Source organism: Pseudomonas sp. NFACC46-3 (assembly GCF_900114515.1).
Taxonomy (GTDB): domain Bacteria; phylum Pseudomonadota; class Gammaproteobacteria; order Pseudomonadales; family Pseudomonadaceae; genus Aquipseudomonas; species Aquipseudomonas fluorescens_Q.
Genome location: NZ_FOTH01000061.1, coordinates 1 through 15,761, shown reverse-complemented (window position 1 = coordinate 15,761; position 15,761 = coordinate 1). Strand labels below are relative to the sequence as shown.

17 protein-coding genes and 1 pseudogene are annotated in these 15,761 nt (G+C 62.4%); 7 read left to right on the top strand and 11 right to left on the bottom strand.

The genetic code is table 11. The annotated features are described in order from the left end of the window. Window positions 1–223 precede the first annotated feature (223 nt). Window positions 224–688: an outer membrane lipoprotein gene (locus tag BM300_RS29150; RefSeq protein WP_047228399.1), complete on the bottom strand. Its 465-nt coding sequence runs from the start codon at window positions 686–688 to the stop codon at window positions 224–226. A 170-nt stretch (window positions 689–858) separates the two neighbouring features. Here BM300_RS29150 and BM300_RS29145 point away from each other — a divergent pair, with 170 nt between their 5' ends. Further along, window positions 859–1,143 carry a hypothetical protein gene (locus BM300_RS29145; protein ID WP_092144187.1) on the top strand — a complete coding sequence of 95 codons (285 nt, stop codon included), beginning with the start codon at window positions 859–861 and terminating at the stop codon, window positions 1,141–1,143. Here the strand turns inward: BM300_RS29145 and pdxH are convergent. The 4 genes from pdxH to dinG form a co-directional block, all read right to left on the bottom strand. Further along, window positions 1,091–1,738: a pyridoxamine 5'-phosphate oxidase gene (gene pdxH / locus BM300_RS29140; RefSeq protein ID WP_092464671.1), complete on the bottom strand. Its 648-nt coding sequence runs from the start codon at window positions 1,736–1,738 to the stop codon at window positions 1,091–1,093. The two genes, BM300_RS29145 and pdxH, sit on opposite strands and share 53 nt — an antisense overlap. 24 nt (window positions 1,739–1,762) lie before the next feature. Next, the gene (locus BM300_RS29135; protein WP_092464669.1) at window positions 1,763–2,875 is read right to left on the bottom strand and encodes an OmpA family protein; all 1,113 of its coding nucleotides are present in this window, start codon (window positions 2,873–2,875) and stop codon (window positions 1,763–1,765) included. A gap of 117 nt (window positions 2,876–2,992) precedes the next feature. Further along, the gene (locus tag BM300_RS29130) at window positions 2,993–4,138 is read right to left on the bottom strand and encodes a serine hydrolase domain-containing protein (RefSeq protein ID WP_092464667.1); all 1,146 of its coding nucleotides are present in this window, start codon (window positions 4,136–4,138) and stop codon (window positions 2,993–2,995) included. 271 nt (window positions 4,139–4,409) lie between these two features. Next, entirely contained in the window at window positions 4,410–6,554 is a 2,145-nt protein-coding gene (gene dinG / locus BM300_RS29125) for an ATP-dependent DNA helicase DinG (protein ID WP_063322679.1), read from the bottom strand. Between the two features lie 99 nt (window positions 6,555–6,653). On the opposite strand from dinG, the gene BM300_RS29120 reads away from it, so the two are divergent. Next, entirely contained in the window at window positions 6,654–7,118 is a 465-nt protein-coding gene (locus BM300_RS29120) for a CopD family protein (RefSeq protein ID WP_092223192.1), read from the top strand. 123 nt (window positions 7,119–7,241) lie between these two features. Here BM300_RS29120 and BM300_RS29115 read toward each other — a convergent pair whose 3' ends face one another. The 4 genes from BM300_RS29115 to BM300_RS29100 all read right to left on the bottom strand — a co-directional run bounded on the left by BM300_RS29115 (window position 7,242) and on the right by BM300_RS29100 (window position 9,915). Further along, window positions 7,242–8,000, bottom strand: coding sequence for a collagen-like triple helix repeat-containing protein (locus tag BM300_RS29115; protein ID WP_092223194.1), 759 nt, complete (start codon window positions 7,998–8,000; stop codon window positions 7,242–7,244). Beyond that, the gene (locus BM300_RS29110) at window positions 7,993–8,265 is read right to left on the bottom strand and encodes a DUF1145 domain-containing protein (RefSeq protein ID WP_063322681.1); all 273 of its coding nucleotides are present in this window, start codon (window positions 8,263–8,265) and stop codon (window positions 7,993–7,995) included. Before BM300_RS29110 ends, BM300_RS29115 begins: the two co-directional genes overlap by 8 nt. A 138-nt stretch (window positions 8,266–8,403) precedes the next feature. Further along, window positions 8,404–9,129, bottom strand: a complete 726-nt coding sequence (locus tag BM300_RS29105) for a PA1041 family peptidoglycan-binding anchor lipoprotein (protein WP_063322682.1) — start codon at window positions 9,127–9,129, stop codon at window positions 8,404–8,406. 90 nt (window positions 9,130–9,219) lie between these two features. Next, window positions 9,220–9,915, bottom strand: coding sequence for a PA1041 family peptidoglycan-binding anchor lipoprotein (locus tag BM300_RS29100; RefSeq protein ID WP_063322683.1), 696 nt, complete (start codon window positions 9,913–9,915; stop codon window positions 9,220–9,222). A 191-nt stretch (window positions 9,916–10,106) separates the two neighbouring features. Between BM300_RS29100 and BM300_RS29095 the strand changes: the two genes are divergently transcribed. The 4 genes from BM300_RS29095 to BM300_RS29080 all read left to right on the top strand — a co-directional run bounded on the left by BM300_RS29095 (window position 10,107) and on the right by BM300_RS29080 (window position 11,860). Next, window positions 10,107–10,604, top strand: a complete 498-nt coding sequence (locus BM300_RS29095; RefSeq protein WP_063322684.1) for a DUF6231 family protein — start codon at window positions 10,107–10,109, stop codon at window positions 10,602–10,604. Between the two features lie 2 nt (window positions 10,605–10,606). Continuing rightward, window positions 10,607–11,095 carry a YchJ family protein gene (locus BM300_RS29090; RefSeq protein ID WP_063325155.1) on the top strand — a complete coding sequence of 163 codons (489 nt, stop codon included), beginning with the start codon at window positions 10,607–10,609 and terminating at the stop codon, window positions 11,093–11,095. A 70-nt stretch (window positions 11,096–11,165) separates the two neighbouring features. Then, window positions 11,166–11,651 (top strand): LEA/WHy family protein, encoded by a 486-nt coding sequence (locus BM300_RS29085; protein WP_063322685.1) that lies wholly within the window; start codon window positions 11,166–11,168, stop codon window positions 11,649–11,651. A gap of 5 nt (window positions 11,652–11,656) precedes the next feature. Continuing rightward, on the top strand, window positions 11,657–11,860 hold the full coding sequence (locus BM300_RS29080; RefSeq protein WP_003198420.1) for an SEC-C metal-binding domain-containing protein: 204 nt from the start codon (window positions 11,657–11,659) through the stop codon (window positions 11,858–11,860). Between the two features lie 287 nt (window positions 11,861–12,147). On the opposite strand, the gene BM300_RS29075 is transcribed toward BM300_RS29080, so the two are convergent. Beyond that, window positions 12,148–12,705: a cysteine hydrolase family protein gene (locus BM300_RS29075; protein ID WP_092144179.1), complete on the bottom strand. Its 558-nt coding sequence runs from the start codon at window positions 12,703–12,705 to the stop codon at window positions 12,148–12,150. Between the two features lie 205 nt (window positions 12,706–12,910). On the opposite strand from BM300_RS29075, the gene BM300_RS29070 reads away from it, so the two are divergent. Beyond that, window positions 12,911–15,361: a penicillin acylase family protein gene (locus BM300_RS29070; protein WP_092144177.1), complete on the top strand. Its 2,451-nt coding sequence runs from the start codon at window positions 12,911–12,913 to the stop codon at window positions 15,359–15,361. Between the two features lie 125 nt (window positions 15,362–15,486). Here the strand turns inward: BM300_RS29070 and BM300_RS31220 are convergent. Continuing rightward, window positions 15,487–15,761, bottom strand: a pseudogene (locus BM300_RS31220) (IS110 family transposase); the annotation flags it as partial.

The following is a 15,761-nucleotide window of genomic DNA, read 5'->3' as shown; positions in this document are numbered from 1 at the left end:
TAGCCGCGCTGGGCCATGGATGGCCCTTCGCGGCGGCCCACGGAGCAATGCCGGAGAGAGGGCATGCCGAGCCTAGGCGAGGCACCGAGTGGTGGGGCAAGAGCGTTTTGGTTACTTTTGCGCTTTTCAAAAGTGACCCGCTGTAAGAGCGGAACCCTAAGTAGCCGTTACCCCAACAACGGATATACACACAACTCTGGAATCCCGCCCGTAAACCCGTAAATTAGTGCGATACGCGACTCGTACCATCCACAGTAGAAATACGAACCCGCTCACCCACACGGAACACCTCATTCTCCTGAACCTGCTGCACATAGGCACGCATGCTGCCATCGTCCTCACGAACAGTGATTTCCACGCCTTGGGTACGAGTCAGGCCTTCTTCAGTAGCGGAGCCAATCAGGCCACCGGCCACCGCGCCGATCACAGCGGCGACAATGCTGCCACGGCCACCACCGATGGCACTGCCGCCTACACCACCGACCACAGCACCGGCCGCACCGCCGATCGGGGTCTTGGTGCCTTCGATCTTGACCGGACGCAAGGCTTCGATCGTACCCATGCGAATCGTCTGCACGCGACGCGCTTCGTCACGGGAATAGGAGTCACCGGTCAGGCTCGACTGACAGCCAGTGAGCAACATCGCCATCGTGGAAAAGGAAGCAACCAGCAAAACAGACTTACGCATAGCATCAAACTCCAAAAGACAGGGATTCATTAAACTCCGCAGCTTGACGCCTGTCACGGCCTCGCCGGGATAAAATTGTTTTCATTCAGGTGGGATACAGGCGCACCCGAAAAATTCACCAAACAGTAGCGCCAATTTCCGAAACCTGCGTCATCAACCCGGGGATTTTCATGGATTATTTCATCATCGTCGCGGTCACCGTGGCCGGTTTGTACTTCCACTGGTGGCTGTACGTACGGATCAAACGCTGGATGGACCGCGACTTGGCGCTGTCCCTGGCGGGGCAGGATGAGCAGAAAAAGACCTACATGCTGCAACAATTGGCCCGCGCCCGGGAGCAAGGGGTCAAACGCCGGGACTTGCCGCAATGGCTTGAAACCGCTGCGGCATATTACCCCGACGCTAAGGCGCCAGACGCTCGCGCGTCCAGTTCGCCCCTTGCAGGCGATAGTTGAGGCGATCGTGCAGGCGGCTCGGACGCCCCTGCCAGAACTCGATGCGCTCGGGCAGCAAACGATAACCGCCCCAATGCTCCGGGCAATGCGGTTGGCTGTCGCTGAAACGTTGTTCGGTGGCCTTGAGCAGGTCGTCCAGCTCACCACGCCCTGCAATTACCCGGCTCTGGGGTGAAGCCCAGGCGCCGAGACGGTTGCCCAGCGGGCGAACCTGGTAATAGGCGTCCGACTCCTGTGCGGTGACCTTCACCACTTTGCCCTCGATGCGCACTTGGCGCTCCAGGGCCGGCCAGAAAAACGTCATGGCCGCAAATGGATTCGCGGCCAGTTGCTGCCCCTTGGCGCTGTCGTAGTTGGTGAAGAACGTGAACCCCAGGGCATCCAGGCCCTTGAGCAGCAGGATCCGGCAGTGCGGGCGCCCTTCTGCATCCACCGTCGCCAGGGTCATGGCGTTGGCCTCCACCGGCGCCTGCTCGGTTTTCACCGCGTCGGCGAACCATTGGTGGAACAGTGCAAACGGCTCGGCCGGGGCTTGTGCCTCGGTCAAGCCATCGCGAGTGTAGTCGCGGCGCATATCAGCCAGCGGTTGGGTCATGGCGCGTTCCTTGTGGTTAGCCCATCACTGCTTGGGGGTATCGGCAGCCGCGACTTTCTTGGTATCGGTGGCGGCTTTGGCCGGTTGGGTTTTCTTCGCCGGGGTAGTGGCCTTGGCAGGGGCTTTCTTCGCAGGCGCCTTGGCCACGGCTTTTTTGGCCGGTGCTTTTTTGCTGGTCGGGGTCACGGCTTTTTTCGCCGCAGGCGCTGGGGCCGGGGCCACGGGCTTCACGTCCTGGGCCGCCACCAGCGTCACGGGTGCGGGAGCCGGCATGTTGTATTTGCTCAGCAGCGCAACCATGGTGTTGGCCGGCGTGACCAGCAGTTCCACGCGACGGTTCAAGACACGCCCTTCCACACTGTCGTTGGCCGCACGTGGCGCCACTGCGCCCATGCCGCGCAGCATCAGGCGATCACGTTGCAGGCCGCTGAGACGGAAAATCGCCGCAACGGACTGGGCACGCTCCTGGCTGAGCTTCAGGTTCGCAGGTGCGGCGCCCGAGGTATCGGCGTGGCCGAGGATCAGCACGGCGGTCTTGGGGTCGGCTTCAAGGATCTTCGCCACGCGGGTGAACGGCCCGAGGGTCACGGGCAGCAGCATGGCCGGACGGTCCGGGTTGAAGGAGCCGTCCACCGGCGCGGTGACCACCAGCACGTTGTCGCGGCGCTCGAGTTGGAGCTTGCTGTCCTGGATGGCTGTGCGCAGCTTCGGCTCGTAGTCGTCGAGCCAGGCCTGGGTGACTTTAGGATCGGGCATCGGCACCGCCTTGGCAGTCTCCTGATCCTTGCCGCCAAACGGCCACCACCACTTGCCGTTGCTTTCGGCTTCGGCCTTGGCAAGGGCCGGTGCCTTGGCTTCAGGTTTGTCCTGGGGTTTGACGTCATCTTTCTTCGCAACGTCGGCAGCATCATCGGAAGCGAACGGCCACCACCAGTGGGTGGCGCTCTCGGCCTTGGCTTGCGGTGCGACGGCAGCCGGTTTCAGAGGCGCCGCTGGCGCCGTGTCCTTGGCCGCCACCTTGTCGGAAGAGCCGAACGGCCACCAGCCGCTGCTGCCCTCGGCATCATTTTGTGGGGTTTGTGCGCAACCAGTGATAGCGAAGCACAGCGCCAGAGCGAGGGTTTTATTCGATGACATTGGATATCCACAAAATGATGTAAATGGAAAATAAAGGCCATGTTTTGGCCGCATAAACAGTCGCTTGGAATCTGAAAAGGCCACGAGGTTCCGGTGCCCGCCGCCTTCAATGGCGTTTTATAGACAAGTGGCAAGGACCCTCGCAAGGTTCTGCGCGCGCGGGTCCATCAATACGTAAGGCCCGAGCGTGTTGGTCACGAAGCCAAAAGCCACATCATGCTCCGGGTCGGCGAACCCCATGGAGCCACCGGCCCCCGGATGACCGAACGCCCGTGGGCCAAGGCCATAGGTCGCATTCGGTACATCCGGCTGGTCGAGCATGCAACCCAGGCCGAAACGGGTCTGGGTCAACAAAGTCTTGTCCTCGCCGAAGCTGTGCTGGCGAGTCAGTTCGTCGAGCATTTCACCTTCCAGCAGGCTGCCATCCAGCAGCCCCCCATAGAACCCGGCCAGGCTGCGGGCGTTACCGTGGCCGTTGGCCGCCGGTTGCTGCATGCGCCGCCACTCCGGTTTGTTGGTACTGGTCATGATCGACGGCGGATTGGTGAAGGCCCGGGTGGTCATGGCCGTGGGCTCGCGCATCGTCACCTGCAGCAGGCGTTGGGCCGCGGCATCGCCGACGTTGCCTTTGCCACGGGCGATGTGGGCCACGCGATGAAACTCCTCGTCGGCCAGGCCAACGTGAAAATCCAGGCCCAACGGCTTGGCCACACGGGCCACGATGGACTCCCCCGGGCCACGCCCATCGGCCCTGCGCAACAGCTCGCCAACCAGCCAGCCGTAGGTGATCGCGGCATAACCATGACCCTCGCCCGGCGTCCACCAAGGTGTTTCGGCGGCCAGGGCATCGATCATGGCTTGCCAGTCATAAAGCGCTTCGGGCGGCAGCAATTCACGTAGCGCCGGCAACCCGGCCTGATGGCAGAGCAACTGGCGCAGGGTAATGGATTGCTTGCCGGCGGCGGCAAACTCGGGCCAATAGCGGGCGACTGGGGCATCCAGCTGCAACTTGCCTTCGGCCACCAGTTGCAGGGCGGCGACGGCGGTGAACGTTTTGGTGCAGGAAAACAGGTTGGCGATGGTGTCGCTGTGCCAGGTCTCATGGCCATCCTTGTCGGCGGTACCGGCCCACAGATCGATCACCGTGCGACCACCCACCTGAATGCACAACGCCGCGCCGCGCTCCTGGGGATTATCGAACAGCGCCGCGAACGCTTCACGCACCGCCTCGAACTGAAGTTCATAATGGCCTTGAATCTGCACCCGCAACTCCTTTGAAACAAAGACTTTTTAGAGTGGCTGGCATTGTTTCAGCCATTGGGGGTTTTGGGAACCGCCATGGGACGGCTGGTTAACCTGAAACCGGCCCCTGTGGCGAGGGAGCTTGCTCCCGCTGGGTTGCGCAGCAACCCCAAAACCCGCCGTTGCGGTGTGCCAGATTGATCGCGACCAGCCTTCTTGGGGCTGCTACGCAGCCCAGCGGGAGCAAGCTCCCTCGCCACAACAGCGTCCATCACCAGAAGAACCCGCTTTGTCAGGAAATCTCCCGCCGAAACGGCGGCAGCGCGTTGAGGATCGCCTTGCCATAGCGCTGGGTGACCAGCCTGCGGTCGAGCAAGGTGATGGTGCCGCGGTCTTCTTCGGTGCGCAGCAACCGACCACACGCCTGGACCAGCTTCAGCGAAGCGTCCGGCACGGAGATTTCCATGAACGGGTTGCCGCCACGGGCTTCGATCCACTCGGCCAGTGCGGCTTCCACCGGGTCGTCGGGAACCGAGAACGGGATCTTGGCGATCACCACGTGCTCGCAATAGGCACCCGGCAAGTCCACGCCTTCGGCAAAACTCGCCAGGCCGAACAGCACGCTGGAATCCCCGCCATCGACCCGGGCCTTGTGCTTGTTCAGGGTTTCCTGCTTCGACAGGTTGCCCTGGATGAACACCTGTTTGCGCCAGTCACGGTCAAGGCCGTCGAACACGTCCTGCATCTGTTTGCGCGAGGAAAACAGCACCAGGGTGCCCCGTGAGCCTTCCACCAGTTCCGGCAGGTCGCGGATGATCGCCGCGGTGTGGGCGGCGGCATCCCGTGGGTCGGCCTTGAGGTCCGGCACCCGCAGCACGCCGGCATCGGCGTGGTGGAAGGGGCTCGGGACCACGGCGGTCACGGCTTTCTTCGGCAGGCCGGCGCGCATGCGGAAGCGGTCGAACGTGCCCAGGGCGGTCAGCGTGGCGGACGTCACCAGCGCGCCATAGGCCACGTTCCACAAGTTGCGCCGCAGCATTTCCGCCGCCAGGATCGGGCTGGCATTGACCTCGATGTCGAACAGCGAACCGCTTTCGGCCAGGGTCAGCCAGCGCGCCATTGGCGGGTTGTCTTCCGGGTCTTCAGCGGTGAAGGCCGTCCACAGTTCCCAGTTGCCTTGCGAGCGGGACAACAGGCTGCCAAACAGCGGGTACCACTCCTCGGCCTGGTTGCTGGCGATTCCGATGTTGACCTCGCCGTCCATGCCTTCCTTGAGCAGGTCGGTCAGGCGCGTGAACAGGTCGGTCAGGCGTGCGAAACCTTTCTTGAGCTCGATGCCCATTTCGCGCATGTGTTCAGGAATCACTCCGCCGACGAAGCGATGACGTGGCCGTTCGCGGCCCTCGACGTCTTCGCCGGGCTTGAAATCGGCCACCTGCTCGCAAGCGGTGAACATGAACTGCTGGTTCGTCTTGATTTCCCGCGCCAACTCCGGCACTTGCTCGATGAACTTGCCCAGGTCACCCGGCAATGGATGCTGGGCCAACAGTTTGGTGAGGTTCTTGGCGGTGGTTTCCAGCCAGTCGGCAGTGGAACGCAGCCGGGTGTAATGGGCGAAGTGACCGATGGCCTTGTCCGGCAGGTGATGGCCTTCGTCGAACACGTAGATCGTGTCGCGCGGGTCCGGCAGCACCGCACCACCGCCCAGGGCCAGGTCGGCCAGCACCATGTCGTGGTTGGTGACGATGACATCGACCTTGCCCATGCCTTCGCGGGCCTTGTAGAAGGCGCACTGGCCGAAGTTCGGGCAATGCCGGTTGGTGCACTGGCTATGGTCGGTCGTCAGGCGGGACCAGTCGGCGTCTTCCAGGGCGGTGGACCAACTGTCGCGGTCGCCGTCCCATTTGTTGCCGGCCAGCTTCTCGATCATGCTGGTGAACAGCTTCTGGCTGGCCTCATCGACTTCGATCTTGAAGCCTTCTTCTTCGAACAACTGGGCCGTGGCGGTCTGCGCGTGGCCTTCCTGGAGCAACATGTCGAGCTTGGACAGGCACATGTAGCGCCCACGGCCCTTGGCCAGCGCGAACGTGAAGTTCAGCCCGCTGTTGCGCATCAGGTCGGGCAGGTCCTTGTAGACGATCTGCTCCTGCAGGGCGACGGTGGCCGTGGCGATCACCAGGCGTTTGCCGGCGGCCTTGGCAGTGGGAATCGCCGCCAGGCTGTAGGCCACGGTCTTGCCGGTACCGGTGCCGGCCTCCACCGCCACGACGGCGGGCTCGCCACTGCGCCGGCCTTCGTCGTCGGTATCGATGTCACCCAGGACTTTTGCCACTTCGGCAATCATCAGGCGCTGGCCATATCGCGGCTTGAGGCTCTTGGCTTCGAGAAAACGCGAATAGGCGCCCTGGATCGTGGTTTTGAGTTCGGTGCTGATCATGAATGGTCGGGCGCAAAAAACGCTGGATAAATTTTCAGTGGTTCGGATCGGCGGCTATCATACCCCGCGAATGAATCCTGCGCAGAACGGAGTAACCCAATGACATCCTTTGCCCTCGTCTACACCCTGCATTTACTGGCGGCCCTGGTCTGGGTCGGCGGCATGTTTTTCGCCTGGATGATCCTGCGCCCGGCCGCAATGACGGCGCTTGAGGGCCCTGCCCGGCTCAAGTTGTGGGTAGAAGTGTTTCAGCGTTTTTTTGTCTGGGTCTGGGTGGCGGTGGTGCTTTTACCGATCAGCGGTGTAGGCCTGATCCATGTGCGCTTCGCCGGTTTCGAAACCGCGCCTCGGTATGTGCAGGTGATGATGGGATTGTATGTGGTGATGGCTGCGCTGTTCATCCGCATCCAGGGCCTGCAACTGCCGGCATTGCGTAGCGCCGTGACGGCGCAGGACTGGCCGGCCGGTGCGGCGGTGCTGGGGAAGATCCGGCGGTTGGTGGGGATCAATTTGTTGATCGGGTTGCTGGTGGTGGCGATTGGCGCGGCGCGGCCAATGTTCTGAACATCACATAAAACCCTGTGGGAGCGACCTTGCTCGCGATGACGGTGTATCAGCACTACTTCATCGACTGACACAACGCCATCGCGAGCAAGCTCGCTCCCACAGGTTCAGATCAGATTTTCTTCAGAACCGCTGCACCGTCACCGTCCCCGCCGCTCCGGCAGGCCCTGGCTGGCCATCGGCGCCAGGACGACCGCTTTTGCCGCCATCGGCGGTATAGACCAAGCACCCCTTGGCCTTGCCTCCCGCCCCGGGTTTGCCGCCGTGTCCCGCCGCGCCACCGGCCCCGCCGTCCACCGTCACCTTGATCTGCTCGGCAGGGTAGGCCAGGGGCAGCTCGAGGCGTACCTGCGCGCCAGCGGCTCCCGGCTGGCCATCGCTGCCATTGCTGCCGTCGGCCCCGCGACCGGCCGAACCCCAGGTGCAACCCGGCGCCTGGCCATTGGCACCGTCAAGACCGACGAAACCCGGCGCACCGGTTCCACCGCGGGCATCCACCGACAACAGCGGCGCATTCAAGGCATTGAAACGCAGGTTGAGATCGCGCCCCGACCGCGCGGCCTTGGTGTAGGTACCCGGTGCGCCGCGTGAAGTGATCTGGCTGCCCTCGGCCAGCTCAGCCCGGGCCACTTTCATTTCCAATGCCTGCTGCGCCGGCACGATGGCGATCCGTGCTTCACGCCCCAGGTGCAATTGGTCGATAGTCAGTTCAGTGACATTGGAAGGCACCAGCAGCGTGCCGTAGTCGGCCACGTCCAGTCGCTCGAGGACCAGAGTGCTGGTGGTGTTTGGCAGGCGCATCAACGAATGGCTTTCTACCTGGACCACCTGGGCCGAAGCCCACGGGCATACGAGTGCGGCGAGCAGACACAATTTACGCATGGGAAGCCTCTGGCGCGGTCGGGAGGGTTTGCAAATGGAAGATACCGAACAACAGCACTCTGAGGCGATCACGACCAGGCGCGGGGCGGCCACGGAAACTGGCCCGGAACAACAGCAGTTCCAGCAAATGGAGCACCAGTAAAAACGCGCCGGCGACATTGACCAGCAGATGCAGCGGATGGACGAACGGCACGACCAGATTGACCAGCACCACCAGCCAGAACAGCAGGGTCAGCAAGCGCCCCAGCCCCCAAAACACCTTCATACGCCCCCCTGATCGGGAATTATTCTTTGCGCGCACAGTAACGGCTTGCGCGCAGGATAAGCCAGAGGGCCAGGCAAATTTAATCTGACCCGAGCCCCGGATCGCCTTCCCGACGACCCGGCAGCCCTGGTCCGAGCTTCAACGCTGGATATGCAGCTCAACCCGACGGTTCTGTGCCCGCCCTTCGTCAGTCTCATTGTCAGCCACCGGCTCGCTTTCGCCCTTGCCTTCGCTGGTGAGTTTGTCGGGGGCCAGCCCCTGGGTCAGCAAATACTCCACGACGCTGCTGGCCCGACGTTCGGACAGCCCTTGGTTATAGGCATCAGTGCCGACACTGTCGGTGTGACCCACCACCCGGATGCTGGCGACATTGGCATGGCTGAGTTTGCCCATCAGCCCATCGAGTTGGCTTCGAGCGTCTGCCGTGAGGTCGGATTTGTCGAAATCGAACAGTACCTTGCCGGCGTCGTTGAGGGTGATGACCTCGCTCGCCGGCGCTTGCGGTTCGACCGGCGGGGCGCTGGCCGGGTATTGCGGCAGCGGGCAACCGTGATGCTCGACGGGGGTATTGGCCGGCGTATCGGGACAACGGTCGCGGCGGTCGAACACCCCGTCGTCGTCTTCATCGCCATCCTGGGCGTAGCAGATCAGACCACCGCCCAGCAATCCCAGTGCGGCGCCACCGGCGGCCCAGCCACTGCTTTCAATGGCCCCCAACCCGCCGCCAACCAAGCCGCCGATCAGGCTACAGATTGGCCAGGTGCGTTGATTGAGAGGTGCGCTGCCATCGCTGTGAGTGGCGCAACCGGACAACAGACTGCTCGCCAGCAGTACCGGTAAGGCGGCCCTGATTAGAACGTTCATGGTGAAGGCTCCTGTGTCACCGGCCCATACCGGTCACACAGGAGTAAAGACCCGCATCCGCAACTCTACAAGCCGCGATTCGCAAGGGTTTCAGCGGCTTATCTTGATTTCCGTGCGACGGTTCATCGCGCGGCCGTCGGCGGTCTTGTTATCGGCCACCGGCTGACTCTCACCGGCGCCGGACACCGAGACGAAACTGGCACGCGGTACGCCGTTTTCGACCAGGTATTGCACCACCGAGTTGGCCCGTTTCTCCGACAACCGTTGGTTATAGGCATCGCTGCCGACACTGTCCGTATGGCCGGTGACCCGCAGTTGCGCGGTGGACGTTTCCTGTTTCAGTCGGGTGGCGACCGTGCTCAGCACATCCTTGTCGGCTGGGGTCAGCGTGGCTTTGTTGAACTCAAAGTGCACGTCGCGGATCACGATGGTTTCTTCCTTGACCACTGGAGGCTCTTCAGCCATTGGCGGTGGTGCAGGTGGTGGGCAACCGTCGGCATCGACCTGCACACCCTTCGGTGTGCCCGGGCACTTGTCGCGGCTGTCCGGCACGCCATCGCCATCTTCGTCGCCGTCGCCGTGCACCCAGCAATAAGCTGCCGCCATGCCGCCAACGTACAGCGCGCCGCCGCCAGCCCAGGAAGTGCTTTCTATGGCGCCTAATCCCGCACCGATCGCACCGCCGACGGCCGCACAGGTCGGCCAGTCGGTTTTCTGCAAACCTGCGCAACCAGTCAACACACTGGTTAGCAGAACCAGGGGTAACGCTGTCCGAACTATGCTCATCGGGTTTCTCCTTGAGGGATCGGCTTGTCGCCGATTCAGGGGAGTAAAGACCCGTCTTCGAATCTGCGCCAGCCTGAGCAATCGCGGGTTTTCGCCCCGTGTTTGCGAAGATTCCGCACGTTCAGGGACAAACCGCTCTAGGCCACGATGTCCGGGCAGGCTATCGTGGTGATTCTGACTGAGGAACTTCGATGACCGTTGCCATTTCTGCGCGTACGCCCCAGCAAGCCCTGGCGGCCGTGCTTGACCGTTATGCCCCGCAAAAACTGCTGCTGATCGGTGCCAGCGGCTTTCCAGCGCTTGAAGCATTCCAGCAGGCCCATCCCGGCACCGAAGTGGTCCACGCCGGCCCCGGCGCGCTGCCGGCGGACGTGGCGGCGCGGCGTTTTGACCTGGCCCTGGCGCTCGATTGCCTGGAGCATTTGCCCAAGCGCGAAGGTCTGAACCTGTTGGGTGGCATCCGCAATCTCAATGCCAGTCGCATTGCCGTGCTGGCAGATCTCAACGCCTGCGGCTGGCAAGAGACGGACTTTTTTTCACTGGCCCTGCAAGCCAGCGAGCGATTCCAGCGCGAAGATCAGGTGCTGACCCTGTTTACCTACGATCTGCTTGAATACAAACAAGTCCCCGACTGGCTCAACTCGCGCTTTTGGGCCAACCCGGAAAATTTTGGAAAATATTGGTGGTAACCGTGAACACAAGCCCACACACGCCCATCTGCCCCTGCGGCAGTGGCAATCCACTGGACGCCTGCTGCGGCCATTACCACGACGGTCACCCGGCGCCCTGCGCCGAAGCCTTGATGCGCTCGCGCTATAGCGCCTATGTATTGGGCCTGGTGGATTATCTGGTCGCCACCACCCTGCCCGCCCAGCAGCCAGGCCTCGATCGCCAGTCGATCAGCGAGTGGAGCGCCAACAGCACCTGGTTGGGGCTGGAGGTGGAAAGCAGCGAAGTGCTAGGTGGTCAACCGGAACATGCCTTTGTCACGTTCACGGCACGCTGGCACGACGGCCAGGGCGAGCATAGCCACCGTGAGCAATCCTCGTTCGTGCAGAACGACGGGCGCTGGTATTTCATCGATCCGACCGTGCCGGTCAAGACAGGACGCAACGACAGCTGTCCGTGTGGCAGCGGGCACAAATTCAAGAAGTGCTGCGCCGGCTACTTCAATCGCTGAATTTAGGAAACGTCCGACGCTCGTCCATCGGCCCATAGGGCTAGACTGGGGATAAACCAGAGGCACGGACATGACCCCTCCATCATTCTTGCTGCGCATCACCTGCCTGCTGCTGTTCGTTGGATTCGGCGGCTGTGCATCCTGGCGAGGTGAAGAAGCTCCGGAACCACAGGTACATCTGGTCAAAGTCGAGGTGGTGCGGGCCCGGCTGGTGGAACAGAGGTTCACGCTGCACTTTCGCGTCGACAACCCCGGCGACAGCGACCTCACCGTTCGCGGCCTGACCTACCGCATCCACCTGGGCGACCTGTTGCTGACCGAAGGCGAGCATGAGCACTGGTTCACCGTGCGTCCCAAGCACAGCGCCTACTTCAAGGTGCCGGTGCGCACCAACCTGTGGCCACAGGTGCGGGAAGTGGTGAAGCTGCTGGAGAAACCCCGGGAACAGATCCCCTATCGTCTGGAAGGTGAGCTGGAAACCGGATTATTCATCGCTCACTACGTGCACCTGGAACGTAATGGCGTGATAATCGCCGCCGATTTTATTGCGGAGTAACCCCGATGACCCAACAACCCCACGTCCATGGCCCTGATTGCAACCACGATCACGACCATCATCACGATCATGACCACGGCCATGTCCACGGTCCGAACTGCGGCCACGCCCACCAGGAACCGGTGCGCAACGCCCTGAAGGATGTCGGCCGCAACGACCCTTGCCCGTGCGGTAATGGCAAGAAATTCAAGAAGTGCCACGGGGCTTGAGGGTCCGGGCGAAAAGCTTTTTCGCCTGTTAGAGCGTCATCGCGAGCAAGCTCGCTCCCACAGAGTTTGCCATTAACCAATCCAGGGTGTGATGGCTTGGAAGCTTTTTGTGGCGAGGGAGCTTGCTCCCGCTTGAGTGCGAAGCGCTCATCGCTTTTTTGGGGCCGCTGCGCGCCCCAGCGGGAGCAAGCTCCCTTGCCACGGGACCGTGCCGCTTTCAACACCCTGTGGAAGCTTGCTCCGGGCGGCGATCCAACAATGAGGCCGGCACTGTCAACACCGATCTATCAGCCCGCCTGCAGAATCCGCTTCACAGCGACCACCGTCGCATACTCGCCATGCAAATTGCCCAGGGACATGGCATGCACCTCGGCAGCCGAACGGGCGTTGCCGAAGTAATCGCTCTTGTCGAAGGTAAAGCAGGCATCTTCGACCACCCACGTGTCGAATCCCAGGTTGCCGGCCGTACGCGCCGTGGACTCCACCGAGTTGTGCGTTGCCACCCCGACGATCACCAATTGCCTGATTCCGGCGTTGCGCAGGTCTTGCTCCAGGTGGGTGCCACTGAACGCATCCGGCACCTGCTTTTGCACCAACCGTTCCCCTGCCTGCGGCTCGAACCGTGGCTGGACTTCCACCCCCGACTGCCCCGGCCAGAACACCGAGTCCGGCGAGCGGGAGAGGTGGTGGACGTGAATCACCGGACGCGCCGTCCGTCGCCATAAAGCCAGTAGCTCCAGCATGCGCAGCTCTGCCTCGGGGTTGTTGCGAGGGCCGAGCCTGGGGTGAAGGATGCCTTTTTGTTGATCGATGAGAATCAGCGCCGCGTCGTTCTGTAGCTCCATGCCGGTTTCTCTTGCTTGGTCTTTGAATGTTCCACACTTGATCATCACCTTTTCCTATAGGCAAGCCTTCGAGCAAAGCGATGACCCGGCCCCGGAGTTTTATCGCCAAACCAACAAATAACCCTCGCCCCCGCTTGCGCGGCCCCCTCCTGCTCACTAACGTAGCGCCTTTATTGGTGCCACCCCCTCCCGCAGGAGCTTTGCCATGGCCTCGCCAGCCTCTATTTCCCTTATCCCCCGGCTCGGCGTTGCCGCCGCAATGGCCAGTGTGCTCGGTTTGAGCGGATGCCAGACCTGGAACGCCCAGGACACTGTCCCGCCGACTTCCGGTGTGCAACCGCTCAAGGGGCTGGCGCAGAACGTCTCGGTCCGGCGCAATGCCACCGGCATGCCGCTGATCGAAAGCAACAGCTTCCATGACGCCCTGTTCACCCTCGGCTACGTCCACGCCAGCGATCGCATCACCCAAATGGTCACCCTGCGCCTGCTGGCCCAAGGACGATTGGCAGAAATGTCCGGCGCCGAACGGCTGGACGTCGACCGCTACATGCGCGCCGTCAACCTGAAGAAAAACGCCGACGAGCTGTACAAGGCGTCTTCGCCAAGGCTCAAGCGTTTCTTCGAAGTCTATGCCCGCGGCGTCAACGCCTACCTGTTCCGCTACCGCGACAAGTTGCCGTCGGACCTGGCCGCCACTGGCTACAAACCCGAGTACTGGAAACCGGAAGACTCGGCGCTGATGTTCTGCCTGCTGAATTTCAGCCAGTCAGCCAACCTCCCGGAAGAAATCGCCAGCCTGGTGCTGGCCCAGACCGTCACCAACGACAAGCTCGCCTGGCTGAGCCCGTCCTATCCGGACGAGCAACTGCCCGTGGCCGAGGCCGACAAGCTCCAGGGCTTGCGACTCAATGGCCAGATCCCGGGCCTGAGCGAAATCAGCAAGGCCACCCAGCAATTGGCCGGGTTGAACCTGTTGGGTGCTGCGTCTTCAAGCAACTGGGCCATCGCGCCACAACGCAGCCGCAGCGGCAAGAGCCTGCTGGCCAGCGACAGCCACGGGCCGCTGGGCATGCCGGGGCTGTGGAGCCCGGTACAGATCCGTGCGCCCAAGTACCAGGCGGCCGGGGTTTCCGTGGCGGGCATCCCGATGATCCTGGCCGGGTTCAACGGCAAAGTGGCCTGGAGCATGACCAGCGTGCTGGGGGACAACCAGGACCTGTTCCTGGAAAAAATCCGCCGTCAGGGCAATGGCCTGTCCTACGAGGTCAACGGCAAATGGCAACCGGCGATCGTGCGCAACGAAACCTACTTCATCAAAGGCCAGCGGCCGATTCGTGAAGCGGTGTTCGAAACCCGCCACGGCCCGTTGCTCAACAGCGCCCAGGGCCCGGCCATGGCCAACGGCTTTGGCCTGGCCTTGCAGACGCCGAGCTTGAGCGACGACAAGACCCTGGATGCCTTCTTCGACCTGTCCCGGGCGCAGAACGTCGAGAAAGCCTCCGACGCCAGCCGGGAAATCCGCGCCATGGCGGTGAACCTGGTCTTTGCCGACGCCAGCCATGTCGGCTGGCAAGTCACCGGTCGCTACCCGAACCGCCGTGAAGGCGAGGGTCTGTTGCCGTCGCCGGGCTGGGACGGTCGCTACGATTGGGACGGTTACGCCGACCCGATGCTGCACCCCTACGATCAGGACCCGCCCCAGGGCTGGCTTGGCACAGCCAACCAACGGGTCATCCCCCACGGCTACGGCATGCAACTGTCCAACTCGTGGGCCGCACCGGAGCGTGGCGAACGCATGGCCGAACTGGCCGGCGCGGGCAAGCACGACACCCGCAGCCTGACCGCCATGCAATACGACCAGGGCACAACGTTCGCCGCCAAGCTCAAGCAAGTCTTCGAAGCACCGGGCATGACCCATCCGCTCAAACAGGCGATCGAAGCCCTGCCGGTGGCTGACCGGGCCAAGGCCCGCGAGGCCTACACTCGCTTGATGGCATTCGATGGCCGGCTCAACCCGACCTCCGCCGACGCGGCGATCTATGAGCTGTTCCTGCAGGAAAGCATGAAGCAGATTTTCCTCGACGAACTGGGCCCGGACAGCAGCCCGGCGTGGAAGGCGCTGGTCGCCAACGGCCAATTGTCCTACTCGGCCCAGGCCGATCATCTGCTGGGACGTGAAGACAGCCCGTTCTGGGACGATGTACGCACCCCTCAGAAAGAAGACAAGGCCGTCATCCTCGCCCGCAGCCTGGTCGCCACCATCAACGCCGGTGACAGCCAGTTGGGCGGTGACCACAAGGCTTGGCAGTGGGGCCAGTTGCATCGCTACGCGTGGAAAAACAGCAACGGCCAGATCGTACGCGGCCCGCTACCGGCTGGTGGCGACGCCAGCACGCTCAACTCGGCGGCGTTCGCCTGGGGCCAGGATTTCACCACCACCCTGGCGCCGGCCATGCGCTTTATCGTTGACTTCGGCCAGCCTGAACCGTTGATGATCCAGGACGGCGCCGGCCAGTCTGGCAACCCGGTCAGCCCGAACTATGCCAATGGCATCGATCCGTGGATCAAGGGGCAGTACCAGAGCCTGCCGCTGCAGTCACAGAACTTCGATCGGGCGTATGGCAAGACGCGGTTGACCCTGGTGCCTGGCAAATAGACTGCCCTGTGGCGAGGGGATTTATCCCCGTTGGGCTGCGAAGCAGCCCTGAAACCAGGCAACTAGGTGTGTCAGGCAAATCGAGTTGGCTGCTTTGGGGCTGCTTCACGCTCTGAGCTCTTCCGTCAACATGCTTTCGTTGCCTCCGGTGCTCTTATCAAAGGCGAGTCGTGGCGGGCCAAGGCTTGTAAATAGACGCTCTCGTCATACTGGGATCCAGCATTCCAGCACCGATAAACGATCCTGATCCATTTAAAAGCCAGTGCCCTCAGGGCTGCTTGATGAGAGCAGCCTTTGGCCTTCTGCTGGCGATAGTACGCCCCTGCCCATACCGATTGATTGATGCTGTGGGCAGCCCACTCGACAAATGTCTGGCGCAAAAAGGTTGAACATTGATAGC

Coding starts and splice junctions, on each gene's coding strand:
- BM300_RS29145 (WP_092144187.1), top strand. CDS start 859: ATGGATTATTTCATCATCGTCGCGGTCACCGTGGCCGGTTTGTACTTC.
- BM300_RS29120 (WP_092223192.1), top strand. CDS start 6,654: ATGACATCCTTTGCCCTCGTCTACACCCTGCATTTACTGGCGGCCCTG.
- dinG (WP_063322679.1), bottom strand. CDS start 6,554: ATGATCAGCACCGAACTCAAAACCACGATCCAGGGCGCCTATTCGCGT.
- BM300_RS29070 (WP_092144177.1), top strand. CDS start 12,911: ATGGCCTCGCCAGCCTCTATTTCCCTTATCCCCCGGCTCGGCGTTGCC.
- BM300_RS29080 (WP_003198420.1), top strand. CDS start 11,657: ATGACCCAACAACCCCACGTCCATGGCCCTGATTGCAACCACGATCAC.
- BM300_RS29135 (WP_092464669.1), bottom strand. CDS start 2,875: ATGTCATCGAATAAAACCCTCGCTCTGGCGCTGTGCTTCGCTATCACT.
- BM300_RS29150 (WP_047228399.1), bottom strand. CDS start 688: ATGCGTAAGTCTGTTTTGCTGGTTGCTTCCTTTTCCACGATGGCGATG.
- BM300_RS29095 (WP_063322684.1), top strand. CDS start 10,107: ATGACCGTTGCCATTTCTGCGCGTACGCCCCAGCAAGCCCTGGCGGCC.
- BM300_RS29085 (WP_063322685.1), top strand. CDS start 11,166: ATGACCCCTCCATCATTCTTGCTGCGCATCACCTGCCTGCTGCTGTTC.
- BM300_RS29110 (WP_063322681.1), bottom strand. CDS start 8,265: ATGAAGGTGTTTTGGGGGCTGGGGCGCTTGCTGACCCTGCTGTTCTGG.
- pdxH (WP_092464671.1), bottom strand. CDS start 1,738: ATGACCCAACCGCTGGCTGATATGCGCCGCGACTACACTCGCGATGGC.
- BM300_RS29100 (WP_063322683.1), bottom strand. CDS start 9,915: ATGAGCATAGTTCGGACAGCGTTACCCCTGGTTCTGCTAACCAGTGTG.
- BM300_RS29105 (WP_063322682.1), bottom strand. CDS start 9,129: ATGAACGTTCTAATCAGGGCCGCCTTACCGGTACTGCTGGCGAGCAGT.
- BM300_RS29115 (WP_092223194.1), bottom strand. CDS start 8,000: ATGCGTAAATTGTGTCTGCTCGCCGCACTCGTATGCCCGTGGGCTTCG.
- BM300_RS29075 (WP_092144179.1), bottom strand. CDS start 12,705: ATGGAGCTACAGAACGACGCGGCGCTGATTCTCATCGATCAACAAAAA.